27 protein-coding genes are annotated in these 23,954 nt (G+C 67.7%); 7 read left to right on the top strand and 20 right to left on the bottom strand.

Annotated elements, in window-relative coordinates; translation table 11 throughout:
• Positions 1 to 92: 92 nt before the first annotated feature.
• From K0O64_RS12340 to K0O64_RS12270, 15 genes are all read right to left on the bottom strand, one after another.
• Positions 93 to 1,379, bottom strand: a complete 1,287-nt coding sequence (locus K0O64_RS12340; RefSeq protein ID WP_096311264.1) for a hypothetical protein — start codon at positions 1,377 to 1,379, stop codon at positions 93 to 95.
• Positions 1,376 to 1,684, bottom strand: a complete 309-nt coding sequence (locus K0O64_RS12335) for a cupredoxin domain-containing protein (protein ID WP_225933745.1) — start codon at positions 1,682 to 1,684, stop codon at positions 1,376 to 1,378. The genes K0O64_RS12340 and K0O64_RS12335 overlap by 4 nt, the downstream gene beginning before the upstream one ends.
• Positions 1,685 to 1,728: 44 nt before the next feature.
• A complete protein-coding gene (locus tag K0O64_RS12330) occupies positions 1,729 to 1,881 on the bottom strand; it encodes a hypothetical protein (RefSeq protein WP_096311262.1) in 153 nt (50 codons plus the stop codon).
• On the bottom strand, positions 1,878 to 3,722 hold the full coding sequence (locus K0O64_RS12325; protein WP_096311261.1) for a hypothetical protein: 1,845 nt from the start codon (positions 3,720 to 3,722) through the stop codon (positions 1,878 to 1,880). The genes K0O64_RS12330 and K0O64_RS12325 overlap by 4 nt, the downstream gene beginning before the upstream one ends.
• Positions 3,723 to 3,823: 101 nt before the next feature.
• Positions 3,824 to 4,417: a pyridoxal 5'-phosphate synthase glutaminase subunit PdxT gene (pdxT, locus tag K0O64_RS12320; protein WP_071945520.1), complete on the bottom strand. Its 594-nt coding sequence runs from the start codon at positions 4,415 to 4,417 to the stop codon at positions 3,824 to 3,826.
• Positions 4,414 to 5,256, bottom strand: a complete 843-nt coding sequence (gene tesB, locus K0O64_RS12315) for an acyl-CoA thioesterase II (RefSeq protein WP_071945522.1) — start codon at positions 5,254 to 5,256, stop codon at positions 4,414 to 4,416. The genes pdxT and tesB overlap by 4 nt, the downstream gene beginning before the upstream one ends.
• A 6-nt stretch (positions 5,257 to 5,262) precedes the next feature.
• Complete coding sequence (gene pdxS / locus K0O64_RS12310; RefSeq protein ID WP_096311260.1) at positions 5,263 to 6,189, bottom strand: pyridoxal 5'-phosphate synthase lyase subunit PdxS; 927 nt, start codon at positions 6,187 to 6,189, stop codon at positions 5,263 to 5,265.
• Between the two features lie 66 nt (positions 6,190 to 6,255).
• Positions 6,256 to 7,296: an NUDIX hydrolase gene (locus K0O64_RS12305; protein ID WP_096311259.1), complete on the bottom strand. Its 1,041-nt coding sequence runs from the start codon at positions 7,294 to 7,296 to the stop codon at positions 6,256 to 6,258.
• The gene (locus tag K0O64_RS12300; protein WP_096311258.1) at positions 7,296 to 8,420 is read right to left on the bottom strand and encodes a glycosyltransferase family 4 protein; all 1,125 of its coding nucleotides are present in this window, start codon (positions 8,418 to 8,420) and stop codon (positions 7,296 to 7,298) included. The genes K0O64_RS12305 and K0O64_RS12300 overlap by 1 nt, the downstream gene beginning before the upstream one ends.
• The gene (locus K0O64_RS12295) at positions 8,420 to 9,370 is read right to left on the bottom strand and encodes a phosphatidylinositol mannoside acyltransferase (protein ID WP_096311257.1); all 951 of its coding nucleotides are present in this window, start codon (positions 9,368 to 9,370) and stop codon (positions 8,420 to 8,422) included. Before K0O64_RS12295 ends, K0O64_RS12300 begins: the two co-directional genes overlap by 1 nt.
• Positions 9,367 to 10,047, bottom strand: a complete 681-nt coding sequence (gene pgsA / locus K0O64_RS12290; protein WP_096312826.1) for a phosphatidylinositol phosphate synthase — start codon at positions 10,045 to 10,047, stop codon at positions 9,367 to 9,369. Before pgsA ends, K0O64_RS12295 begins: the two co-directional genes overlap by 4 nt.
• On the bottom strand, positions 10,044 to 10,607 hold the full coding sequence (locus K0O64_RS12285; protein WP_225933698.1) for an ATP adenylyltransferase: 564 nt from the start codon (positions 10,605 to 10,607) through the stop codon (positions 10,044 to 10,046). Before K0O64_RS12285 ends, pgsA begins: the two co-directional genes overlap by 4 nt.
• Positions 10,600 to 12,651, bottom strand: coding sequence for a threonine--tRNA ligase (gene thrS / locus K0O64_RS12280; RefSeq protein WP_096311256.1), 2,052 nt, complete (start codon positions 12,649 to 12,651; stop codon positions 10,600 to 10,602). The genes K0O64_RS12285 and thrS overlap by 8 nt, the downstream gene beginning before the upstream one ends.
• Before the next feature lie 85 nt (positions 12,652 to 12,736).
• Positions 12,737 to 13,150 (bottom strand): TIGR02611 family protein, encoded by a 414-nt coding sequence (locus tag K0O64_RS12275; RefSeq protein WP_096311255.1) that lies wholly within the window; start codon positions 13,148 to 13,150, stop codon positions 12,737 to 12,739.
• Entirely contained in the window at positions 13,147 to 13,764 is a 618-nt protein-coding gene (locus tag K0O64_RS12270) for a PaaI family thioesterase (RefSeq protein WP_096312824.1), read from the bottom strand. The genes K0O64_RS12275 and K0O64_RS12270 overlap by 4 nt, the downstream gene beginning before the upstream one ends.
• 79 nt (positions 13,765 to 13,843) lie before the next feature.
• On the opposite strand from K0O64_RS12270, the gene K0O64_RS12265 reads away from it, so the two are divergent.
• The 7 genes from K0O64_RS12265 (at position 13,844) to K0O64_RS12235 (ending at position 19,095) form a co-directional block, all read left to right on the top strand.
• Complete coding sequence (locus tag K0O64_RS12265) at positions 13,844 to 14,341, top strand: DUF1990 domain-containing protein (RefSeq protein WP_071945537.1); 498 nt, start codon at positions 13,844 to 13,846, stop codon at positions 14,339 to 14,341.
• Between the two features lie 57 nt (positions 14,342 to 14,398).
• Entirely contained in the window at positions 14,399 to 15,109 is a 711-nt protein-coding gene (locus K0O64_RS12260; RefSeq protein ID WP_071945539.1) for a GAF and ANTAR domain-containing protein, read from the top strand.
• Between the two features lie 56 nt (positions 15,110 to 15,165).
• Entirely contained in the window at positions 15,166 to 16,005 is an 840-nt protein-coding gene (locus K0O64_RS12255; RefSeq protein ID WP_096311254.1) for an SDR family oxidoreductase, read from the top strand.
• An 81-nt stretch (positions 16,006 to 16,086) separates the two neighbouring features.
• Positions 16,087 to 16,776: a glycosyltransferase family 2 protein gene (locus tag K0O64_RS12250; protein WP_096311253.1), complete on the top strand. Its 690-nt coding sequence runs from the start codon at positions 16,087 to 16,089 to the stop codon at positions 16,774 to 16,776.
• On the top strand, positions 16,773 to 17,702 hold the full coding sequence (locus tag K0O64_RS12245; RefSeq protein WP_096311252.1) for an acyl-CoA dehydrogenase family protein: 930 nt from the start codon (positions 16,773 to 16,775) through the stop codon (positions 17,700 to 17,702). The genes K0O64_RS12250 and K0O64_RS12245 overlap by 4 nt, the downstream gene beginning before the upstream one ends.
• A complete protein-coding gene (locus tag K0O64_RS12240; RefSeq protein WP_071945545.1) occupies positions 17,699 to 18,466 on the top strand; it encodes a PIG-L deacetylase family protein in 768 nt (255 codons plus the stop codon). Before K0O64_RS12245 ends, K0O64_RS12240 begins: the two co-directional genes overlap by 4 nt.
• The gene (locus tag K0O64_RS12235) at positions 18,463 to 19,095 is read left to right on the top strand and encodes an SAM-dependent methyltransferase (RefSeq protein WP_096311251.1); all 633 of its coding nucleotides are present in this window, start codon (positions 18,463 to 18,465) and stop codon (positions 19,093 to 19,095) included. The genes K0O64_RS12240 and K0O64_RS12235 overlap by 4 nt, the downstream gene beginning before the upstream one ends.
• A 1-nt stretch (position 19,096) precedes the next feature.
• On the opposite strand, the gene K0O64_RS12230 is transcribed toward K0O64_RS12235, so the two are convergent.
• The 5 genes from K0O64_RS12230 to K0O64_RS12210 form a co-directional block, all read right to left on the bottom strand.
• Complete coding sequence (locus K0O64_RS12230; protein ID WP_071945549.1) at positions 19,097 to 19,720, bottom strand: flavodoxin family protein; 624 nt, start codon at positions 19,718 to 19,720, stop codon at positions 19,097 to 19,099.
• A gap of 36 nt (positions 19,721 to 19,756) precedes the next feature.
• Positions 19,757 to 21,220 (bottom strand): hypothetical protein, encoded by a 1,464-nt coding sequence (locus K0O64_RS12225; protein WP_156909769.1) that lies wholly within the window; start codon positions 21,218 to 21,220, stop codon positions 19,757 to 19,759.
• 91 nt (positions 21,221 to 21,311) lie between these two features.
• Positions 21,312 to 21,941, bottom strand: a complete 630-nt coding sequence (locus tag K0O64_RS12220) for a TetR/AcrR family transcriptional regulator (RefSeq protein WP_071949910.1) — start codon at positions 21,939 to 21,941, stop codon at positions 21,312 to 21,314.
• On the bottom strand, positions 21,938 to 23,005 hold the full coding sequence (locus K0O64_RS12215; protein ID WP_071945557.1) for an NAD(P)H-dependent amine dehydrogenase family protein: 1,068 nt from the start codon (positions 23,003 to 23,005) through the stop codon (positions 21,938 to 21,940). Before K0O64_RS12215 ends, K0O64_RS12220 begins: the two co-directional genes overlap by 4 nt.
• On the bottom strand, positions 23,002 to 23,868 hold the full coding sequence (locus K0O64_RS12210) for an SDR family NAD(P)-dependent oxidoreductase (RefSeq protein WP_071945559.1): 867 nt from the start codon (positions 23,866 to 23,868) through the stop codon (positions 23,002 to 23,004). Before K0O64_RS12210 ends, K0O64_RS12215 begins: the two co-directional genes overlap by 4 nt.
• Between the last annotated feature and the right edge of the window lie 86 nt (positions 23,869 to 23,954).

The following is a 23,954-nucleotide window of genomic DNA, read 5'->3' as shown; positions in this document are numbered from 1 at the left end:
CGCGCCGAGACATCGAGTATGGGCAACTCTCCCGGCACAGCGGGACTGCCCAGGTTGACGTCGTCTAAACGTCGTGCGACAAATTGGCTGCGTCAGCCGCCGAAAAGCAGGTACAGGCCGGTGAACGTGTAGGCCACCATGGTCAGCATCATGGTCAGCTGGCCGGTGATCTGATGCCTTTTCGGCAACAGACGGATAGCGGCGTCGTGCGCGGCAATCACCCCGCCGATGTGTCCGGCCACCACAAAGCACACCTTGAGGGTGGCCAGCACTGCCGGGTGTGCGGACAGCACATAGGCCACTTCGACGTCGTGCAGGCCGAAGAGCGCGATCACGGCCTGCTGTCCCTTTTCGACGAGGTACGAAAGATAGTGCGCGAACACATATCCGACGACGATGGGGATCAGTGAGTGAGCCATCAGCCCGGGCAGCTCCCGGCGGCGCGCGCGATCGATCCCGCCGGTGGCCTGGGCGGCGCCCCAGAAGGTGGCGGCCACCACGAGCACGAACACCAGCAATCCGATGCTGCGCGTGACGGCCGTATTGATCCCGATACCGTCGGCGAAGTTGCGCCAGTCGGGGCTCGCCGAAAAACTGTCGAACGCGGTCGACCCGAGCAGAACGGCCAGCACGGCAAGGGTTCCCGGCCGCACCGGCAGGGTCCGCAGATGGTTGAACGGGTTGACCACGGCGATCTGTCCGCTCATCCGGTTGCGGCCGAACACCGCGAGCCGGGACGCCACCACGCTGTAGACGTCGAACGGGTCGGCGCGCGACAGCCAGCGCGGGCCGCACAGCAGCGCTCCACCGAGCGTGACGACGACATAGCAGGCGAGCCAGATCTTGATGGCCGTCAGCGACCCCGGGTCCGGGCTGGCGAGTTCCAGCCACACGAACGCGAACAACCCCGCCGCGCCCGGCCAGTATCCGAGCCCCTCCGGGTAGTTGCGCAGCGCGCGCACCGGTAGCACTCGACGGACGGTGCGCAGCGGCGAGACGGCGCGCCACACCGGACCGATGAGCACCGATAGCGTGGGGACGCCCACCCACAGCAGCACGTAGAACGCGCCCGGCAGCGCGTTGCCGGTGTCCTGCGGTCCGACGATGGCGACGGCGATGACCCACACCGCCAGCGCCAGAGCCAGCCCGGCCACCACCGATCGGGTCATGGGTGAATCGACCGCCCGCGTCACCCAGCCCGGCAGCGGGCGGCCCGGGCGGTCAGGGTCGAATCGTGGTGTGCGCCAAGCGAAGGCCACCACTGCAAAGGTGAGCGTCAGCGCCCATGCCGCACCGATGAGGGCGTACGAGTACGGAATCGGCAGATCGGTCGAGCCACCGAGGCCGTGCGCCAGTAGCGTGACGCCCGGCTGACTCACGGCTGGACTTGGATCGTGGCCACCGTCCGGTCGAGGTGGTGCAGTTCGACCGCGACACTGCCCGGGACGCCCACGCTAAACGAAAACTCCTGATCCGCTTTCGGTTTGACCTCAAACTCGTGTTCCGGGGTGGAGTGCACGTGCAGTTCGTCGTCGGCGTCACTGGTGACCCGCAGTGTGATCGGCTGGTTCACCTTGGCGGTCAACGTCGCGTTGGTGGGCGTCACGGTGCCGTGAGCGATCGTGATTTCCACGACCGGACCGGCGGCCTGCGGCACCGGCGGCTTGTTCGAGGTGCATGCCACCGCGGTCGCCAGGACGGCGCTGACGGCAATCAGCGTGCCCACCTTCACGTGTCGTCCCCTTCCGAATCGGCGCCCGCCTCGCCGCGACGGCGGTCGCGGATGGCAATGAACAACACCACACCCACCAAGATGACGGCCGGCGTCAGCGCGGGCAGTGCCAGCACCAGTGCATGGTGGGCGCCGTAGGTGACGATCACACCTGCGGCCCCACCGTCGGCCGCGGCTCCTCGAGTCGCGCGGGCTCCTCTTCGGTCCGGTTGATCCGGCCACCGCCCCATGTCAGCGCGGCGATCAGGATCAGCGTGCAGATCAGCACCACCACGCCACCCGCGGCGAACAGCCACGTCGGGTGGTTGAGGTTGCGCTCGCGCTGCAGGATCGTGATCTCCGGAACGAAGGGCCGGGTCATGTTCAGTTCGGCCGGCACCGCGGGTGCGTCGATGCCCGGGTCCTCAGGCAGGTAGATCGGGACACCAGCCATCAGCGTGCCGTCCTGCACGCGCAGCAGGGTCTTCCACTGGCCCCAGATCGGCACCGGGCGCGTCGAGCGGTAGTGCCCGGGGCCGACTCGTTCGAGCCGGTCGACGACCAGGCCGCGCTCGTTCGACAGACCACCCTGCCAGGACAGGATCGTGACCCAGTCCGGGTTGTCGCTGACCAGGCCCGGCGGGTTGATCCGCACGTCGGCGTTGGCCATCCGCTGCCCCGGCGGGCTCGGGATGTCGGTCAATGTGATTGTGGCCGTGTCATTTTGGGGCACCTCGGTGCGCAGCCCGTTGAACACGGCGCCACCGATGGCCAAAACCGTGACGACGACGATGGTGATGCCGATCGCCGGGCGGGGCAGACGCTGGCCGTTGAGGACCATCGACAGCAGCGCGCCGCACAAGCCCATCATGATCGCGACGGGGACCGCCATCGCCAGCGCTTCGGGCCACATGCTCGTCGGCCACGGATAGTGGTACACCGCGCCGACCCACAGCGACTCCAGCCATAGCCCGACGGTGCCGACACCCAGACCGGCCAGGGCACCGAAGACGATCGGCCGCTTGGCCAGCGAGGTGAGGGCGAGGAGCTCGACGACGACCGCGGGTCCGAGGTACAGCGGGAACCAGCTCGTGGGTGCGCCCAGGATCGGGCCGACGACGAGGGCGACTCCCCCGCGCAGACCGATCGCCAGCAGCGCTGCGATGATCGCCGCACCGCGGCCCAGTGTCAGGCGTGCGGCCACCAGCGCCATCGCGGCCGCGGCGGCGATCATCATCGGCTGCAGCACCAGCCGGAACTGTTCGACGCCGAAGTCGTATTCGATCTGGAAGACCGACAGACCGACGACCAGGCCACCGAACGACAAGTACTGCAGGAATTTCACGAACCGGCTGTCCGGTGGGGCGTCGGCGCCCATTGCCCGGCGTCCCTCGTACTCCAGGTACAGCACGGCGACCAGGGACAGACCCGCGCCGCCGATCAGCATCAAGTGCGTCGGGCCCCACAGCGTGACGTCCTGACCGAAGATCCGGTGCCACACGTCGTCGAGTGGGAAGCCGATCAGCGCGTAGAGCCCGCAGCCGGCCATCAGCAGACCACCGACCGGGGCGTACCAGTGTCGGGTGATCCGCACCGCGGCCGAACCGGGCTTGTCATACGGGATCACGACGGCCAGGACGCCCGCGATGAACAGCAGGAACAGCCCGAACAGGATGAAGTAATGCGCCGGGTTGGCCAGCGGTCCGGGGTCGCGGCCCTTGCCGATGTGCAGGCTCACGTCCCAGATGAAGCCGAACAGCGCGCAGATCAGCGTCGCCGAGAACAGCATGATGCTCAGCGCCACCCACGGCGGCCGCTTGAATCTGTTCCCGCCTCGCTCGGCGATGTTCTTCAACCAGGTGATGCGCTTGGTGCGGTGCTGATAGCCGATCCACAGCAGCACCGCGGTGACGATCGCCGCCACCACCGACAAGCCGATCACCTGATCCAGCGCCGCTCCTCCACCCTCAGAGGTCGCAGCCAGAATCGTCGTACGTTCCCCACCGATCATCGTTGATTCACTCCGCGGTCGAAGCCATGCCGGGTCACGGCCTGAAACTGTCCGCCGGAATACCCAGTACCGGCGGTCTCTACACGGAGTTTTTCATGCCGCTAGGCGCGGTGGGCGACCACGTCGACGAACAGCTTGTGCACACGCCGGTCACCAGTCATTTCAGGGTGAAAAGCGGTCGCCAGGACGCGGCCTTGGCGGACCGCGACGATGTGGTCGTCGGCGCGGGCCAGGACCTGAACGTCGGGCCCGACCCGCTCCACCCACGGCGCCCGGATGAACACCGCGTGTGCGGGGCCGTCGAGCCCCTCGAAGGGGATGTCGCCCTCGAACGAATCCACCTGACGCCCGAAGGCATTGCGCCGCACGGTCATATCGATGCCACCCAGGGGCACCGCCTCGCGGCCTTCGGCGCCGGCGTCGAGGATCTCGCTGGCCAGCAGGATCATGCCCGCGCAGGAGCCGTAGGCCGGCATACCGTCGGCCAGCCGCTTGCGCAGCGGGTCGAGCAGGTCGAATTCCCGCAGCAGATGGCTCATCGTTGTCGACTCACCACCGGGGATGACCAGGCCGTCGACGTTGTCGAGCTCACGTGCGCGACGCACCGTCGACGCCTCGGCGCCGGCCTCGCGCAGCGCGGCCAGATGTTCGCGGGTGTCACCCTGCAGGGCGAGCACGCCGACGCGAACGGTCATGGCCCGGCGTATCCGCGCTTGTAGCGGGTCAGCCCCTCCTGCATGACCGCCGCGACCATCTCGCCGTACTGGTTGAAGATCTTGCCCTGGGTCAACGACCGGCCGCCGCACGACGACGGCGAGGACTGGTCGTAGAGCAGCCACTCGTCGGCGCGGAACGGCCGCATGAACCACATCGCGTGATCCAAGGAGGCGACCATCAGATGCTTGCGTTCCTCGACGTGGTTGACCTGCGCCGAACCGAGCAGGGTGAGGTCGCTCATGTAGGCGAGCGCGCAGATGTGCAACACCGGATCGTCGGGCAGCGGGTCCTTGTGCTTGAACCACACCTGCTGCTGAGACGCCTTGCCCGGCAACAGGGCCACCTGATCGCGCGGCACGATGCGGACGTCCCACTCCTCGAACTGCGCGAAACCCGCATCGTCGAAGACCCCGCCCTTGGAGATGAACCCGGGCAGGTCGTCCGGCGGAGGTGCGGCGGGCATCTCGTCCTGGTGCTCGATGCCGCTCTGATCGGTCTGGAACGACGCCGACATCGAGAAGATCGTCTCGCCGTGCTGGACGGCGTTCACCCGGCGGGTCACGAATGAGCCGCCGTCGCGCAGTCGCTCGACGAGGTACACCGTGGGCTTGGTCGCGTCACCGGGCCGAAGGAAATACCCGTGCAGCGAGTGCACCTGGTACGTGGGATCGACGGTGCGCACGGCCGACACCAGCGACTGCCCGGCCACGTGACCGCCGAACGTGCGCTGCAGGAAACCGGAGTCCGGGCTGAACACCCGGCCGCGGTAGATGTTGACCTCGAGCTGTTCCAGATCGAGGATCTCTTCGATAGCCACCGTCGACTACCAGCCGCGCTGAGCGAGTCGGTGCGGCTCCGCGATCTCCTCCACGTTGATTCCGACCATGGGCTCACCCAGCCCCCGCGACACCCGCGCCAGCACGTCGGGGTCGTCGTAGAACGTGGTGGCCTTGACGATGGCGGCAGCCCGCACCGCGGGGTCGCCCGACTTGAAGATGCCGGAGCCGACGAACACACCCTCGGCGCCGAGCTGCATCATCATCGCGGCGTCGGCGGGGGTGGCGATACCGCCCGCGGTGAACAACGTCACCGGCAGCTTGCCCGCCCGGGCCACCTCGACGACGAGGTCATACGGCGCCTGCATGTCCTTGGCCGCGACGTAGAGCTCGTCCTCCGACAGCGACGTCAGCCGGCGGATCTCCGCGCCGATCGACCGCATGTGGGTGGTGGCGTTGGAGACGTCCCCAGTGCCGGCCTCGCCCTTGGACCGGATCATCGCCGCACCCTCGGTGATGCGGCGCAGCGCCTCACCCAAGTTGGTCGCACCGCAGACGAACGGCACGGTGAACTTCCACTTGTCGATGTGGTGGGTGTAGTCGGCCGGGGTCAGGACCTCGGACTCGTCGATGTAGTCGACGCCGAGGCTCTGCAGGATCTGCGCCTCGACGAAATGGCCGATCCGCGCCTTGGCCATCACGGGGATGGTGACCGCGGAGATGATGCCTTCGATCAGGTCGGGGTCGCTCATGCGGGCCACGCCACCCTGGGCGCGGATGTCAGCCGGGACGCGTTCGAGCGCCATGACGGCCACTGCCCCGGCACCCTCGGCGATGCGCGCCTGTTCGGGGGTGACGACGTCCATGATGACGCCGCCCTTGAGCATCTCCGCCATACCGCGCTTGACCCGAGCGGTACCCGTCTGCGCGCTGGCCGAGCCGTTGGATCCAGCCGCGGTAGCTCCGGTTTCCACTGTCAGTCCCTTCGTTTGATACGGATCCAGTCTAAAGGGCGATGCCAAACTGAATTTTTCGCGCCTTCAGTGGATCGGGTGCAACTCTTTGTCGGCGCCGCCAAGGCCGTCGGCCAGCAGGTTTGCCTCCTCGAGCAGTTCCCCGAGCTGCAGCGGATACACCGTCTGCCCGTTCGTGGCCAACTGATCGATCGTGGCGGAGTCACACCATCGGTGGCCGTGAATGTACCGCAGTTCCAGCTGCGTGCGCCCGGCCGTGGTCGGTTCGAACCGGCTAGTGCGATGCACGAAGTAGAACTCCTGGCTGGCGATGACCGTGCCGTTGAAGTCGATCAGCTTGTCCCGGCGCCACACCGGGCCCACCATCGCGGCCGGGTCCACCCGCAGCCCGGTCTCTTCGGCGATCTCGCGGACGGCGGCATCGACCAGCCGCTCCCCCGGCCACACCGCTCCGCCGACGGTGAACCACCAGCGCGGCGCCTCGCCGTCGCCGGTGAAAGCCGGATCGGATCCGCAGAACAACAGCACCGCACCTTGCTCGTCGAGCAGCACCACCCGCGCCGAGGTGCGGCGGTCCAGCTCGTCGGGCCCATCCGGGGTCGTCTCGGGAACCCGCTCGGCGATCTCGAAATAGGTCGGCAGCGGGGCGGTGCCGGCCAGCCGCAGCCATCGGACCGGACGGCGTTCGCGCAGCGCGAGGGTGTCGCGCACGGCGTCGTTGTGGAACCGCCGGGCCAGCAACACGCGGGCTTCGGCGTCAGCGAGTTCGGCGACCAGGGACACCGGCATCGACGTCGGATCGACCCTGGCAAGCGCCGCGGACAGCTCGTTCTCGGCGGCTTCGCGGCCGGTCCGCGGTGCCCGCTCCGCGGCATCAGCCAGCGCCGCGAGCCGCTTGCCTTCCGGGCGTCCGCGGTAGGTGTCGGCGGCCACCGCGCGGGCCACCACCGCGCGCCGTGCCAGCGCCGCGTCGAGCGCCTGCCAGGACAGGTCGTAGCGGATGTGCAGGCGATCCAGCCGGCTCGCGGTCTGCAGTGCCAGCAACGCGCTGACCACCAGCACGATGATCAGGACCGCGGTCAGCGACCAGTACAGCGCGGCAGGCATTACGAGGCCACCTGAACTTTGACGCCCGCCAGCGCCACCGTCTCGTACACCCGCATGATCTGGTCGGCCACCACCGGCCAGTCGTAGCGGCGCACCGCGACGTCGGCGGCGCTGACGTAGCGGGTGCGCAGGGCCTCGTCCCCGAGCACCTCGATCAGGGCCTCGGCCATCGCAGCGGAGTCGTCGACGGGGACGAGCCGGCCGGCCTCGCCGTCGAGCAGCACTCGCCGGAACGCGTCGAGATCGCTGGCCACCACCGGGGTGCCCGCGGCCATCGCTTCGACGAGCACGATGCCGAAGCTCTCGCCGCCGGTGTGCGGGGCGCAGTACACGTCCGCGCTGCGCAGCGCCGAGGCCTTCTCGGCGTCGTCGACCTGGCCCAGGAACCGCAGGTGTCCGGCGAGTTCGCCGCACTCCTCCCGCAGCTTGTCCTCGTCGCCGCGCCCGACGATCAGGATTTCGATGTCCTCGAATGTTTCGACCAGCCGGGGCAGCGCGCCGACCAGAACCGCCATTCCCTTGCGCGGCTCGTCAAAGCGGCCGAGAAACAACACTGTCTTGCCGGCACGCGGATAGCCGTCGAGCCGCGATGCCGACGCCAGTGCCGAGACGTCGACACCGTTGGGGATCTCGACGGCGTCGGAACCCAACGCCTCCATTTGCCACCGGCGCGCCAGGTCGGATACCGCGATCCGGCCGACGATCTTCTCGTGATACGGCCGCAGGATTCCTTGAAACACGCTGAGCGTTAACGACTTTGTGGTCGAGGTGTGGAATGTCGCGACGATCGGACCTTCGGCTGCCTGCAGCGCCAGCATCGACAGGCTGGGGGCGTTCGGCTCGTGCAGATGCAGTACGTCGAATTCCCCGCTGATGAGCCACTTCTTGACGTGACGGTGAGTGGCCGGGCCGAACCTCAGCCGGGCCACCGAGCCGTTGTAGGGAATCGGCACGGCCTTACCGCCGGAGACGACGTACTCCGGCAGCTTCACATGCGGCGACGACGGGGCCAGCACGCTGACCTCGTGGCCGCGCTCCCGCATCACTTCGGCCAGTTGCAGGATGTGCGACTGCACCCCGCCGGGCACGTCGAACGAGTAGGGGCAGACCATCCCGATCCGCATCAGGGCTCCCTCAACCTGGCCTGTCGCTCATCGGACAGGTCGGCCAGCCATTGCGGCTGCAGCATGTGCCAATCCTCGGGGTGTTCAGCGATATTCGCACCAAACCGGTCGGCCAGGGCCTGGGTGATCACGCCGACGTCGCGGCTGGAGCAGTCCAACTCGGGATAGAAGTCGACGGCCCAACCTTTCTCGGTGAACCAGGAGTGCACCGGAATCAGCGCCGCGCCGGTGTCCAGCGCCAGCTTGGCCGAACCAGCCGGCATCCGGGTGGCCTCGCCGAACAGGTCGACCGGCACCCCGGAGCGGCTCAGGTCCCGTTCGGCCATCAGGCACACCACGCGATTCGCCTGGAGCCTCTCGACCAACACCTCGTAGGCCGGCCGTTCGCCGCCGGTGAGCGGCAGCACCTCGAAGCCGAGGCTCTCCCGGTAGTCGAGAAATCGCTTGTACAGCGACTCCGGCTTGAGGCGTTCGGCAACGGTGGTGAAGGTGCCGTTGGCCTGGACCAGCCACACCCCGGCCATGTCCCAGTTGCCGCTGTGCGGCAGCGCGAGGACGGCACCGCGCCCGGCGGCCAGCGCGGCCTCCAGGTGTTCCTTACCGGTCACCGCTTCGTCGATCTGGGCGCCCAGTTTCTTGTGGTCCATCGTCGGTAACCGGAATGCCTCCCGCCAGTACCGGGCGTAGGAGGCCAGCGAGGCGCGAACCAACGAGTTCGGCACCTCAGCTGCCGTGGTGCCGATGACCCGGGCCAGGTTCTTGCGCAGCTGCTCGGGACCGCCGCCCTGCGCCGCATACCAGGCGCCGGCGTCGAAAGCGTTGCGCGCGAACAGCTCCGGCATGGCACGGACCAGCCGCCAGCCCGCCGCGTAGCCCAGGTCGCTGATGTGCTCGGTGCGCGGCAACCGATTACGGCTTGCCGTCCAGAGCTGCCCTGGAGTGGCGATCATGATTCGCCGCTTTCCGGTTCGTCACCGACCGGCTGCGCGGCGGCGGGCGGAATCTTGTCCATCGCGCCGGGGCTGGATCGCACCGAGTGCACGCGCTGGCCGACCGTCACCAGGCTGGTGACCGCCAGCAGCCACATCCCGATGGGCAGCAGGATCGGCATGGGGAACAACGGAAAGTCGGAGAGCCCGGCGCCGACCAGCACGATGATCAGTCGCTCGGGGCGTTCGATGAGGCCGCCACCGCCTTCGAGCCCGCTGGCCTCGGCGCGCGCCTTGACATAGGAGATCACCTGCGAGGTCACCAGGCAGATCATCGTGGCCACCGCCAGCGACGAGCTGTGCATGCTGAAGACCACCCACCACAGCAGACCGCAGAAGATCGCGCCGTCGCTGATCCGGTCACAGGTGGCATCGAGGACCGCGCCGAACCGGGTGCCCCCGCCGCGCTGGCGGGCCATGGCGCCGTCGAGCATGTCGGCGAGTACGAAGAACCAGACGGCGACCGCACCCCACCACAGCTGACCGATCGGGAACAGGATGAGCGCGGCCAGCACCGAACCGGCGGTGCCGATGATCGTCACCATGTCCGGGGTCAGCCCGACCTTGAGCGCGGCCTTGGCCACCGGCGTACTGAGCTTGGCGTACGCCGCCCGGGTCATCAGGTAGAAGTCGCTCACGACTGCGCCGCCCATTCGTCGGCCAGCAGCTTGCGGGTGTCGCGCAGCAGTTGCGGAATGACCTTGGTCTCTCCGACGACCGTGATGAAGTTGGCGTCGCCGGCCCAACGGGGCACCACATGCATGTGCAGGTGCTCGGCCAGCGAGCCGCCTGCGGACTTGCCGAGGTTGAGACCGACGTTGAAGCCGTCCGGACTCGACACCGACTTGATGACGCGAATTGCCTTCTGGGTGAACGCCATCAGCTCCGCGCTCTCACCCGTACTGAGGTCTTCCAGTTCCGACACCCGCCGGTAGGGCACCACCATCAGGTGTCCGGGGTTGTACGGGTAGAGATTGAGCACCACGTACACCTGTTCGCCGCGGGCCACCACCAGACCGTCTTCGTCCGAGAGCGTGGGGATGTCGGTGAACGGTTGCGGCGATCCCGCGGACCCGCCCGCCGCCTTCTGCGCGGGCACGTCGAGGATGTAGCTCATCCGGTGCGGTGTCCACAGCCGCTGGAGGCGATCGGGCTCGCCCGCGCCCCGATCGATGTACGCCTGCGCGTCGTCAGCCACCGTCGACCTTCACCAGTTCGGCTGTGGGCGCGGCATTCTCGCGGTCGGCGATCCATTTCACGATCGTCTCGATCGCCTGCTCGCGAGGCACGCCGTTGATCTGGGTGCGGTCACCGAACCGGAAGCTCACCGCCCCGGCCTCCACGTCGCGGTCCCCCGCGAGCAGCATGAACGGCACCTTCTGGTTGGTGTGGTTGACGATCTTCTTCGCCATCCGGTCGTCGCTGGTGTCGACCTCGACCCGCACACCCCGTGATTTGAGTTCGGCGGCAAGGTCTTCCAGATACGGTACGTGAGCCTCGGCGACGGGGATGCCGACGGCCTGCACCGGCGCCAGCCACGCCGGGAAGGCGCCGGCATAGTGCTCGGTGAGTACCCCGAAGAACCGCTCGATGGAGCCGAACAGCGCGCGATGGATCAAGACGGGGCGCTGACGCGACCCATCGGCGGCGGTGTACTCCAGCTCGAACCGGTCGGGCATGTTGAAGTCGAGCTGGATGGTCGACATCTGCCAGCTGCGGCCCAGCGCATCCTTGACCTGAACGGAGATCTTGGGCCCGTAGAACGCTGCGCCCCCGGGGTCGGGCACCAGCTGCAGACCGGACGCCTCGGCGACCTGACGCAGCGTTTCGGTGGCCTCGTCCCACATCTCATCGGAGCCGACGGCCTTCTCCGGGTTCTTCGTCGACAGCTCCAGGTAGAAGTCGTCGAGGCCGTAGTCGGCGAGCAGCTCGAGCACGAACCGCAGCAACGAGGCCAGCTCGTCGCGCATCTGCTCGCGGGTGGTGTAGATGTGCGAATCGTCCTGCGTCATGCCGCGCACCCGGGTCAGGCCGTGCACCACGCCGGACTTCTCGTAGCGGTACACCGAGCCGAACTCGAAGAGCCGCAACGGAAGTTCGCGGTAGGAACGTCCCCGTGACCGGTAGATCAGATGGTGCATCGGGCAGTTCATCGGCTTGAGGTAGTAGTCCTGCCCCGGCTTGCGCAGCTTGCCGTCCTCGTCGAACTCGGCGTCGATGTGCATCGGGGGGAACATGCCGTCGGCGTACCACTCGAGGTGACCCGAGGTGATGTAGAGCTGTTCCTTGGTGATGTGCGGGGTGTTGACGAATTCGTAGCCGGCCTGCTCGTGCTTGCGCCGCGAGTAGTCCTCCAGCTCACGCCGGATGATTCCGCCCTTCGGGTGGAAAACCGGTAGGCCCGAACCCAATTCGTCGGGAAAGCTGAACAGGTCCAATTCGACGCCGAGCTTGCGATGGTCGCGGCGCTGCGCCTCCTCGATCAGTTCGAGGTGGCGGTCCAGGGCCTCCTGCGATTCCCAGGCCGTGCCATAGATGCGCTGCAGGCTGGCATTGTTCTGATCACCCCGCCAGTACGCCGCCGAGCTCCTGGTGAGCTTGAACGCCGGGATGTAACGCGTCGTGGGGATGTGCGGTCCACGGCACAGGTCACCCCAAACCCGTTCGCGCGTGCGGGGATTGAGGTTGTCGTAGGCCGTGAGCTCGTCCCCGCCGACCTCCATGATGTCGGCGTCCCCGGACTTGTCGTCGACGAGTTCCAGCTTGTACGGCTCGTTCGCGAGCTCGGCGCGGGCCTCGTCTTTGGACTCGTACACCCGCCGGGCGAACAGCTGACCGTCCTTGACGATCTTGGCCATCCGCTTCTCGAGCTTCTCCAGATCCTCGGGGGTGAACGCCTCGGGCACGTCGAAGTCGTAGTAGAAGCCATCGGTGATCGGCGGGCCGATGCCGAGCTTGGCCTGTGGGAACAGCTCCTGCACCGCCTGGGCGAGGACATGCGCTGCCGAGTGCCGAATGACGCTGCGGCCGTCCTCGGTGTCGGCGGCGACCGGAATGACCTCGACGTCGGTGTCCGGCGTCCAACTCAGGTCGCGCAGCCTGTCCTCGGCGTCGCGCACGACGACGATCGCACCGGGTTCACCGCGGCCCGGAAGGCCCGCGTCGCGCACCGCCGTGCCCGCGGTAGTCCCGGCAGGCACCCGGATCGGGGCTGCTGGACCGGGGTGTGCGGGGGCGCTCATTGCTGGCCTCTTTCGGCGTAGTGGGGCTCAAACCGATTCTCGCCAGGGGCGGCGGGAATCGCCGACCATGCTATCGGGGTGCTGGTCAGGCGCCGAGGCCGATAGGGCTGTCCAAGGCGGGATGATCGAAGCCGAGCAGTCCCGCCGACCAGCCGACCGCGCCGAACAGCCACAGCGTGGCGACCACCACCGCGGCGGTGAACACCGCGCCCAAGGCCTGCACCCACCTACCCTGCCTGCGGAACCATCCCATCGCACTGTCGTAGCGGTCTTTGGTGAACGACAGGGTGCGGTGCGCCCAATAGAACTCGCTGGCCAGAATCGCCAGGCCGACGAACACGATCGCCCAGCCGGGGCCGGGGTACGGAATGGCGACGATCCCGACAGCAAGGACGGCGAGCCCCACGACGCCGACCACGGCCCGGTAGGCGAAATCGGCGACCGGCCGCGTCCGCAGCCGCTCCCGCCGGTGCTTCCATCGGTGCAGTAGCTGCTTCATGGTTGCCCCGGTTTCAGCAGCACGAACAGTCCTTCACCGTCGGCCAGCAGGTCGTCGCCGTCCAACAGCCGGATGTCGACGTAGATCTTGCGGCCCTCGGTCCGCAGCACCCCGGCCTCGACCTGGAGTTCCCTCTCGATCGGAACGATCTTGCGGTAGTTGACGTGCAGATAGGCGGTGCGCTGATAGGGCCCGCCGGTCAGGACGAACGACGCCTTGCCCAGCACCGAGTCGAAGAGGTGGGCGATGAGGCCGCCGTGCACCGCTCCGTTGCGGCCGAGGTGGTAACGCCGGAACCGGGCCCAGCCGCGCAGCCGCCCGTCCTCGCCGATCTCGGTCTCGTTGGGAATCGACAGAATGTTGCCGCGCATCGGCAGGTCGGTGCGACGGCCCGACGGCGTGGTCCACTCGTCGGCGTCATACGGCGCCAGCAGCGCCGACACCTGCTCGAGAAGATCAGCGGCCCGGGTGATCACCTCGTCGGGCGCGTCGACGGCGCGCGCGTGATCCTGCAGGTCGCGCACCGCGTCGATGAACCGGCCGTAGTCGGGCCCGCCCCTGCCCGTGGGCACCGGCGGGTTGAATCCGCCACCGGCATGCAGGGCCGCCGTCATGTCCTCTACCACCTGGTTACCGTATGCCGCCGGATGCGGCGTACTCACTTCGACAGTACGGAATGAGAAGCTGGTGCCCGTGAAGCTCAGCGACCTGGCCGGCCGCGAGTTGACCTACGCAGAGGTCGGCGCGACGGCCGCGGCCCTGCCGGCGGGCTACCGCCACGTGCGGTTGTCTGCACGCATCGGCAGCGGCCGATCTCGCTTCGAGAAGGCCGCCGACGCGGTGATGCGCTACGGAATGCTGCGGGGTGCGGGCCTGCGGGTGGTCGCGACGACTGATGTTGCCGAAGTGGGCACCGACGTACTCGGGCGGCTGGGACCGTTCGCCGCGCCGTGCCGGGTGGTCTATGTGGTCGACGAGCCGAACCGCCGCGGGTTCGCCTACGGCAGCCTTCCCGGCCATGCCGTGTCCGGTGAGGAGATGTTCGGGGTGCGCTTCGATCCCACCGACGAATCGGTGCATGCCGAGGTGGTGGCGTTCTCCACGCCGGCGACGTGGTGGAGCCGGCTCGGCGCGCCGGCGGCCGCGCTGGTTCAGCGGGTGATCACCCGGCGCTATCTATCGGCGGTCTAGGCGCAGCCGACGCTCTGCCGATGTTGCGCCCTCCACTGTGGCGGGTATGGGACTGTCATGCCGGTCGGTGATGACGTAGATCTGGCGGATGCGGCCGCTCGCATCGCCGAAGTCGCCCGCACCCTGTACGAGCGGCGAAGTCTCGACGGCGGTGTGGTCGCCGAACTGGTGGAACATGCTGCGGTGGAACTACCCGGCGCGGACTACGCCAACATCACAGTGACGGCAAGCCAATACGAAATCGACACCCCGGCGGCGACGCATCCGTGGGCGGTCCAGGTCGACGACATCCAGCGTCGGACTCAGGAAGGTCCGTGCGTGTCGTCTGCGTGGGAGCACCGCATCGTTCATGTCGAGGATTTGTCACATGAGACTCGCTGGCCCAGATTTTGCGCCGAGGCGCTCGACGTCACGCCCGTGCGCAGCATCATGGGTTTTCAGCTGTTCCTGACCGGCAAGTCCATGGGGGCGTTGAACGTCTTCTCCGAACGCCCCCATGCGTTCGACGAACGAACCCGCCAGCTGGGTTCGTTGTTCGCCGCGCACTCGGCTCTGGTGTGGGATGCGGCGCGGCGGGAGTCGCAGTTCCGCGAGGCGTTGGCCAGTCGCGACATCATCGGCCAGGCCAAGGGCATGATCATGGAGCGCTACAGCAAAGACGCCAACCAGGCGTTCGAGATGTTGCGGCAGCTGTCGCATGACACCAACGTGCCCCTGGCCGAGGTGGCGGCCAAGATCGTCGATGCGGCGCAGGCAAATCCGCGCTGACGGTTCGTCGCGGCCGCCGGGGGTATCCGTCGCTCCGACGAACCGTTAGGAGCGACATGAGCTTTCCCAAGCAACAGCAGAAGCCACCGGGCACTCAGTCCGAGATGAATCCCGTGCCCGACTGCGGTGAAGAAAGTTATCGGGGATCCGGTCGGCTGGCCGGCAAGCGAGCGGTGATCACCGGCGGTGACAGCGGTATCGGGCGTGCTGTCGCAATCGCCTACGCGCGCGAAGGCGCCGACGTGCTGATCGCCTACCTCAACGAGGACGGCGACGCCAAGAAAGTCGCCGGTTATGTCGAGCAGGCCGGCCGGCGGTGCGTGCTCGTGCCCGGCGACCTATCCGATCCCGCGCACTGCCGAACCGTAATCGACCGCGCTGTCGACGAATTGGGCGGGATCGACATTCTCGTCAACAACGCCGCCTATCAGATGACGCACGAGAGCCTCGAGGACATCACCGACGAAGAATGGGACTACACGTTCCGGGTCAACATCGGTGCGTACTTCCACCTGGCCAAAGCCGCGCTGGCCCATCTGAAGCCCGGGGCCGCGATCATCGGCAGTTCGTCGGTGAACTCCGATATGCCCTCGCCGACGCTGGCGCCCTACGCGGCCACCAAGGCCGCGATCGCGAACTTCTCGGCAAGCCTGGCACAGTTGTTGGGCGAGAAGGGCATTCGCGTCAACAGTGTGGCGCCGGGGCCGATCTGGACACCGCTGATTCCCGCGACGATGCCCCCCGAGAAAGTCGAATCGTTCGGCGAGAACACTCCCCTCGGACGGGCGGGTCAGCCCGCCGAGCTGGCACCGATCTACGTCCTGCTGGCGTCCGACGAAGGCAGCTACATCTCCGGCGCCCGGGTAGCTGTCACCGGCGGCCGGCCCGTGCTGTAGCCCCCGCGACCGCGCCGGGGTGTGAAAATCGCGGCTACCGGCTATTTCACTGCCGTGGCTGCTTCTGGTTTCACTCGTGCGGTGATTGTCGTGCCCGCTCACAACGAGTCCTCGGCACTGCCGGCATGTCTGACGGCAATCTCGGTTGCGGCCGAGCGGGCCGGTATTCCGGTGTCCGTCGTGGTGGTCTTGGACAGCTGCGACGACGGCAGCAGCGCCCTGGCGGATCACTTCGGTCCCGATGTGCACTTCGTGGAAATCGATGCCCACAACGTCGGAACAGCTCGAGCCGCCGGCTTCTCGTTCGCCCGCGACCACGGGCTGACCGGGCCTGACGTCTGGTATGCGACCACCGACGCAGACAGCAAGGTGGATTCCAGCTGGTTGGTGCGCCAGCTCACCGCACAGGCCGACTTGGTGCTCGGTGTGGTGCGGATCGCCAACTGGCGGCAGATCCCGATCAACGCGGTCCGTCGGTACCTTCGGGCCTATCACGCCAAGATCCACCCCGGCCGCGTTGCCCACGATCACATCCACGGCGCGAACATGGGTTTCACGGCCGACGCCTACTGGCACGTCGGCGGATTCGACGCGCTGCCGAGCGGCGAGGATGTCGATCTGGTCAAGCGGTTCGAGGTGGCGGGGTACCGGATCCGCCGCGATACCCGCCTGTCGGTGGCCACCTCCGCACGCCAGATCGGGCGCGCCCCAGCCGGGTTCGCCGCCCACCTTCGGGGGATGCTGGCCGAGCCGGAACGTGACACCGCGTGACCACCCCAACCGTGCTGCGGTGGCTGGATGCCGGTGAGCTGAACCTGCCGTTGCCCGGCTCGGGGGCAACATTGGTGCGCTGGCAGAGGCTGGTCGACCTGTGCGAGCTCGATGTGGTCGCCGGCCGACTCGCTGAGGCACACACCGACGCCGTTGCGATCTTGGCCGAACTTCACGGGCCACAGGTAAGCCCGGGCCGGCTGTGGGGTGTCTGGGCGGCTGAGGCCCCCGATGCCACCGTCGTCGCCCGCCACGACGGTGACGTCGTGGCGCTCAGCGGGACCAAGGCGTGGTGCTCCGGTGCCGGGCTGTGCGCCGATGCGTTGGTGACGGCCCACACCGAGACGGGTGCGCGCGGTCTCTACGCGGTCGACCTGCGCGGCGCCGGCGTTCAGCCGCTGGAAAGCACCTGGCGCAACGCCGGTATGGCCGACTCGGACACCCGGTCCGTGCGGTTTGCGGGCGCGCCCGCCATCCCGGTCGGCGCACCGGGCGACTATCTGACGCGGCCCGGCTTCTGGCACGGCGCGGCCGGGGTCGCTGCCTGCTGGCTGGGCGGTGCGCGCGCCGTGGCTGCCCCGCTGTATCGCGCCGTAGCCGAGAAGCAGCGCGAGAATCCGCACGCCGCAGCCCATCTAGGCGCGGTGGACACAGCACTGGCCGCGGCCGCCGCGTTGATGGCCAGCACAGCTCAACAGGTCGACGCCGCCCCGCAGAGCACCGGCGAGGTGGCGGCCCGACGGTTGCGCGCGGCGGTCGAGACGGCAGTCGACGAAGTCATCGCCCGCACCGCCAGGGCGCTGGGCCCGGCACCGCTGGCACTGGACGAATCGCACGCACGCCGCGTCGCGGATCTGAGCATGTATGTCAGGCAGAGTCACGCCGAGACGGATCTTGCGGCGCTGGGCGTGCTGGTGGCCCGGTGAACGTCGCCGCGGCAAGCAATGTGGCCCGGTTCGTCGCAGAACCGATCGCAGGCGGGGGGACATCGGCCGACGAATGGGAGCAGTGGCAGGAACCGCTTCCGCCTCTGCCGTTGGATCAGTGCCCGGCTCTGGTCGTGGTGGCACCCCATCCCGACGACGAAGCGCTCGGTGTCGGCGCAGCGGCGAGCGCACTCGCAGCTCGCGGTGTCGACGTGCACACGGTCATCGTCAGCGATGGTGGTGCGGCCTATCCCGGCATGTCCGGGGCCGAGCAGACGCGGCTCGTAGAACGCAGACGTGATGAGTCACTCACGGCGGCAGCGATTCTGGGCCTTCCGGTGCCGCAGTTTCTCGGCCTGCCGGACGGCGGGCTGACCGAGCGTGAATCCCAGCTGGCCGACATCCTCACCGGCGTGCTCGCCGATCGAGCCTCGGGCACGTGGTGCGCGGCGACCTGGCGTGGAGACGGCCATCCCGATCACGAGGCGGTCGGTCGCGCCGCCGCCACCGCCGTGTCTCGGGCCGGAGCCGTGCTCGTCGAGTACCCCGTGTGGATGTGGCACTGGGCCCACCCCGGCGACGAAGCCGTGCCGTGGCATCGCGCAGCGCGGCTCACCATGGATTCGGTTGCAGAGCAACGTAAAAGCGCCGCCATCGCGGCTTTCCGCAGCCAGCTGCACACCGATGTCGCCGGCCGCGATCCGATCCTTCCGCCCTATGTGGTGGCGCGGCTCGAGCGCGTGGGCGAGGTGTTCTTTCGGTGACAGCCGGTTTGCCTCGCAGCTACTTCGACGCCCTCTATGCGGAGTCGACGGATCCCTGGGATCTCGCCACGCGCTGGTACGAGCGCCGCAAATATGCGATCACCCTCGCCCTGCTGCCCCATGAGCGTTACCGGCACGCGTTCGAGCCGGGATGTTCGATCGGCGTGCTCACCGACCACCTGAGCGCTCGTTGCGATCGTGTGACAGCCACCGATGTCGCCGACGCGGCACTCACGCGCGCCGACGCCCGGCTGCGCGCCAGTGGGCGTCGCGATGCCGTGACCCTGCTGAATCAGTCATTCGATTCTGACTGGCCCGCAAGCGATTTCGACCTGGTCCTGATATCCGAGCTGGCCTACTACTTCGACGCCGCGACACTGCGCGCAACGGTGGACCGAGAGTTTCCTCGGCTACAATCGCCGGCCACCATCGTCACCGCGCACTGGCGTCACCCGGTGGCGGACTATCCGCTGTCCGGCGACGCGGCCACCGCGATCATCGCCGCGGCACCCGGATTGACTCGGATCGGCGGTTACCGTGACGACGACGTCGTCATCGAGATCTTTCACACCGGCTCAGCACAGTCGGTCGCAGCGCGCACCGGTGTTCCTGGGGCGCAGCCCCGCTGAATCACTCGTACGCCGGGTATTTCGCATCTCTGAGCCGGCGAGCGAGATGCACCGCGTTACGTGCGGCCGCCGCGGTCGCTGAGGCGATCGCCTCGGGCACTTCGTCGAGATCCTTGTAGTCCGTGGACTGCATCGCCTCGCCGTTCCAGTAGGTGCACCCTTGCGCGGGAATGCTAAAGCCCACGTCGTTGAGTGCTTGAAACAGGTCGGCAACGACTTTGTGCGCGCCGTCCTCATTGCCCACGACGCTGACGATCGCCACCTTGCCGACCATGGCCGGGCGACCCTCGTGATCCTTGTTCGACAACTCGGCGTCCAGGCGTTCCAGGACTCGTTGCGTGACGCTGGAGGGATGACCGAGCCACACCGGGGTGCTGATCAACAGGATGTCGGCGTCGAGCACCTTGGTTCTGATACCCGGCCATTGATCGCTGTCGCCCATGTCCGCCTCGACACCCGGGGCGATGTTGAAGTCGACGGCGCGAACCACTTCGCACTCCACCGACAGTTCCCGCAAGGTGGCGAACACGTGCTCGGCGATCAATTCACTGCTGGACGATGACGGGCTGGGTTTGAGGCTGCACACCAACGCCAGCGCTGTGAGAGGTCCTTCGGTGGTGGTCATTTACGCCGGGATGCCCGCTCCCCGGCGGGACAAACCTCAGGGCGCCACGTTGAGATTCGGCATCGGCGGTAACCCGGGGATTCGCGGTGGCGGTGGCAGACCGGGGATCAGGGGCCGTCGTGTGGTGGTGGTGTCCCACTCGGTCGTGGTCGTCGGAACCGTCGTCGTGGTCGTCGGCGTCGTGGTCGTCGTGGTGGTTGTCGTCGTCGTTGTCGTGGTCGTCGTGGTTGTGGTGGTGGGCGGCGTTGTGGTGGTCGTGGTCTCGACAGTGACGACGGTGGTCGGGGTCTGCGGTGGCGGGGCCTGCTCGGTGACGGTCTGCACCGGCGGGTTGGTCACCGTCGCGGTTTCAGCGGTCGGTGGCGCAGGCGGCGGACTGCTCACGACCGAGGTGACCGCGGTAGCCGGGAGGGGCTTGACCGATGGCGTATCGGGTGTGCTGGTTCCGGTGAGCGTGTAGGCGAAACCGCCGACGGCCACGGCGGCGACCGCGGCCGCACCGCCGAGCAGCAGTGGCACGCTGCGCGCCAGGCCTGACCCTCGCTTCGTGGCAGGCTCGTCGTCGAGGATCGCCAGGTCGTCGTCCTCGTCGCCATACCCGCGGTAGTCGTAATCGCCGTAGGCATAGGTCTGTTCGTAACCGCCGGTCTCGACGGGCGCCTCGTCGTTGGACCACGCCAGTGCCGCGGCCATCGTCGCCGACTGCGGACCGACGTCGGCGATCAGCGGCGCCGGAGCCATCCCGGTCGGCGCGTCTGCGGCCAGTTGGCGGGCCGCGGCCTGGCTCGCCCCCAGCGCGGCATCCAGATGCGGATGGGCGGAGACGGTGACCGGCATGTGCAGATGGTTCGAAAGCTGTTGCACGACAACCGTTGTCGCTCCTTCGCCGACGGCCGCGACGGCACTGATGTCGGTGCGTGCGATCGTGGCGCGATCGAGTACGCCATCCAGGGCGTGCAGTATCTGCTGGCCGTCGCCGGAGAGCTCGGCGAAGCGCACCGTCTCACCGATCTGACGGTAATCGGCAGCGCCGTCGGCGAGCGTGACGGAGGTAACGTCCGACGCGAAGTCGCACACCACGATCACACCGTTGCGAGGCAGACCGGGACCGGTCTGCAATGAGCGGAGTGCGGCCGCCGCATCGGAAACGAGCATCGGCGGGGCGACGGCCGAGGCGAGCGCAGGCAGATTCCAGAGGGCGTCGCGCAGAGCGTCGCGGCGGCCGGGACCCCAGTGCGCCGGAACCGCCACACCCGATACCGCCGCCAAGCCGGAGCCCTCGGCGTCGGCCAACCCGGACAACGCCGCGGCGAGCAGTTGCTCGGCGCGGTAGGCAAACCCGTCGTGTGTCAAGGGTGTCGGATCGCCGACGCGGTCGACGAAATCGGTCCACAGGTGATCACCGATCATGACCTCGGCGGGCCGGACGACCGGTGTGGCGCCGGCGCGCGCGGCGACCAGGCTGGTCGTGCCCACGGAGATACCCAACGGTTCGGTCATTCGGCCATGATCACCACGGCTCGCGAAGAATGTCACTCAGGCGCGCCGATTCGCCGCCTTGCTATGACCTAACTGTGATTTTGCTTGTTGCTCATTGTGTTTGCGCATGCCGATCGAGGTACGAGCAGATCACATCGACGAGCGCGGTCAATTCCCGATTGCTGCGCTGCGGGCCTTCCATCACCAGTTGGGTGATCACCAACCCACGCATGGTGGCCCAGATCAGGTCGCCGATCGCCGCGGCGTGCGGATTGTCCAGTCCCTCGGCGATATCACGGCTCAAATCTGATATTGCCCTTTGTAATTCGACCAGGTGGCGGGTGCCTCGCTTGTCGCGCATGGCTCGGGTGCCGATCAAGATTTCCAGCGAGGCGCGCGACGTCGGACTGGAGAATGCCTCCCACGCGGCGTGGACCACCAACTCGACCCGCTTGCGCCGGGATTGCGCGGCCGACGGGGGTGGCAGGTTACGCAGTAAGTCGAGCAGTTCGGCGAAACCCCGGTCGACGACGGCCATCAGCAGTCCGTCGCGGTCGCCGAAGTGATACTGCACCACGCCCCATGTCACGCCGGCCCGTTCGGCGATGTGCTTGGCGCTGGCCGCGGCGAACCCCTCCTCGAGCACGCAGCGCACCGTCTCGTCCAGCACCGCCTCGCGGGTTCGGTCAGCGCGCAGTTGATTACCACCGGGTGGCCGCCGCGGCGCGATCTTCGGAGTCACCACATCACCGTGTCCGCATGCGCCGCAGGCAAATCCTTCACCGACAACACACCCGGCGGTGCTGCGCACACCGCATCGATGGCGTTGACGGCGCGGGCGGCCGTCGAGATCACACCACCGTCGTTGTGGTCGACGCCGTCGAGCCCCAGATGGGTGTTGATCTCCACCCCGGGGCTGCCGTGTACCACCACGCGGTGTACGCCGAGCCGGCCGTCCGGCGGATACGGCCACTCCGGCGCGGTGACCGGGGTGAGCCGGTTGACGTGTTCCATGGTGATGACCGGCTGCCCGTCACGGATTCCCTCGACCGCGAACCGCACAGCGGCGACGTGGCCGGGCGCCACGCTCATCATCGTGCAGTCGATCTGCTCCGGCGTCACCCAGCTTTCGTGCCGCTCGCGCACCTCGTCGAGTTGGACGCCGAGTACATCGGCCAGCGAGCGGACCTGACCGCCCCACAGCGAGGTCAGCACGCCGGGCGCGAACATGATCGGGGTGTGGTCCGGTGTGGTGCCGAAACCGAAACTCACACCGGTGAATTCAGCGTCGTCATAGCTGCCGTAGTCGCAGATCTCGGACACCGTGATCGCGGTGGCCCGCCCGGCAAGCGTCAGCGCCGTGTAAACCAGGCTGTCACCGGAGTAGCCGGGGTCGACCCCGTTGATGTAGAGCGAGGTGCCGCCGTCGGCGCACGCCTGGGCCAGCGGTTCGCGGATCCACGCATCGGCGTGCTGCGGGGCGACCAGCCACACCATCGAGGTGCCGACGACGTTGGTCCCCGCACGCAGGAACCGGCAGATCTCCTCGATCGCCTCCCGCGGGCGCATTTCGGCCTGCGAGGTGTAGACGACACAGTCGGCGCCGAGAGCCACCAGAGCGTCGATATCGTCGGTGGCGACGACGCCGGTGGGCTCGTCGCGCCCGCAGATCTGCGCGGCGTCGCGGCCCACCTTGTCGACGCCGTGCGCGTGCAGGCCGACCAGTTGCAGGCCGGGCCGATCGATGATCATCGGCAGCGCATGCTTGCCGACGTTGCCGGTGGAGAACTGGATGACGCGCTTCACAGCAGATCCGTGATCGTCTTGAGGCCCGCCTCGTACAGCACGCCGGGCATCATGCCGCCGTCGATCTCGATCGTGGTGCCGTTGATGAAATCGGCTGCGCCGCTACACAAGAACACGACCGCACGGCCGATCTCCTCGGGTTCGCCTGCCCGGTGCATCGGCACGGCGTGAAAGTACTTCTCCCCCGTCGGGTCATCCTTGGGCAACACGAACGACTTGAAGTTGTCGGTCATCGTCGGCCCCAGCGCCAAACAGTTCACCCGCACTTTTGGCCCCCATTCCTCGGCCAGCGATCGGGTCAGGTGATTGAGGCCGGACTTGGCCGCGCCGTAGGACACCAGTGTCGGCGAGCCGGCCGGATGTCCGGCGCCGCTAGAGATGTTGACGATCGAGCCGACGCCGTCCTGCTCGCGCATCTGCCGGTATGCCCGGATGGCGAACCACATCGGGCTGATCAGGTTCATCTGAATGGCGAAGGCGTGGAACAACACTGTGCGTTCGTATTCGTCGTCGGCCGTGGGTGCGCCCTGGATGTGGGAGACGAGGCTCGGGATGCTCTCGACGTTGGGGGCGGGCACGGTGCCACCGGCATTGTTGACCAGGATGTCGATGCGCCCGTAATCGGCCACCACCGCGTCGACGAATGCGTCGATCGCCCGGTAGTCGCCCTGATCGCAGACGCGTTGGGAGGAACGAGCCAGCCAGTCCGGGTTGTCGGCCACCCCCGGGATCGCGTCCAGCGGCCCGCGTGAGCAGCCCACGACAGTGGCTCCGGCACGCAGCAATTCGTGCGCGATACCCAGCCCCACACCCCGGCTGGTGCCGGTGACAACGGCGACCTTGCCGTCCAACGGTCGGTCCACTGTGAGCTACCTCTCCACCGATTCTCATTAAGCGCTCAATATGATTACATGCTCAATGTTATTGGGCAATGAGTTGGAGGACAGCG

Origin of the sequence: Mycolicibacterium pallens (assembly GCF_019456675.1) — a bacterium.
Classification (GTDB): Bacteria; Actinomycetota; Actinomycetes; order Mycobacteriales; family Mycobacteriaceae; genus Mycobacterium; species Mycobacterium crocinum.
The sequence above is the reverse complement of the archived record's forward strand: the minus strand, read 5'-3'. Positions and strand labels throughout refer to the sequence as shown.

Bases quoted from the DNA above. Each gene is read 5' to 3' on its own strand.
- K0O64_RS12295 (WP_096311257.1), bottom strand. From the start codon at position 9,370: ATGATCGCCACTCCAGGGCAGCTCTGGACGGCAAGCCGTAATCGGTTG.
- K0O64_RS12305 (WP_096311259.1), bottom strand. From the start codon at position 7,296: ATGCCTGCCGCGCTGTACTGGTCGCTGACCGCGGTCCTGATCATCGTG.
- thrS (WP_096311256.1), bottom strand. From the start codon at position 12,651: ATGAGCGCCCCCGCACACCCCGGTCCAGCAGCCCCGATCCGGGTGCCT.
- K0O64_RS12225 (WP_156909769.1), bottom strand. From the start codon at position 21,220: ATGACCGAACCGTTGGGTATCTCCGTGGGCACGACCAGCCTGGTCGCC.
- K0O64_RS12255 (WP_096311254.1), top strand. From the start codon at position 15,166: ATGAGCTTTCCCAAGCAACAGCAGAAGCCACCGGGCACTCAGTCCGAG.
- K0O64_RS12300 (WP_096311258.1), bottom strand. From the start codon at position 8,420: ATGCGGATCGGGATGGTCTGCCCCTACTCGTTCGACGTGCCCGGCGGG.
- pdxT (WP_071945520.1), bottom strand. From the start codon at position 4,417: ATGACCGTTCGCGTCGGCGTGCTCGCCCTGCAGGGTGACACCCGCGAA.
- K0O64_RS12325 (WP_096311261.1), bottom strand. From the start codon at position 3,722: ATGATCGGTGGGGAACGTACGACGATTCTGGCTGCGACCTCTGAGGGT.
- K0O64_RS12275 (WP_096311255.1), bottom strand. From the start codon at position 13,150: ATGAAGCAGCTACTGCACCGATGGAAGCACCGGCGGGAGCGGCTGCGG.
- K0O64_RS12260 (WP_071945539.1), top strand. From the start codon at position 14,399: ATGCCGGTCGGTGATGACGTAGATCTGGCGGATGCGGCCGCTCGCATC.
- K0O64_RS12230 (WP_071945549.1), bottom strand. From the start codon at position 19,720: ATGACCACCACCGAAGGACCTCTCACAGCGCTGGCGTTGGTGTGCAGC.
- K0O64_RS12270 (WP_096312824.1), bottom strand. From the start codon at position 13,764: ATGACGGCGGCCCTGCATGCCGGTGGCGGATTCAACCCGCCGGTGCCC.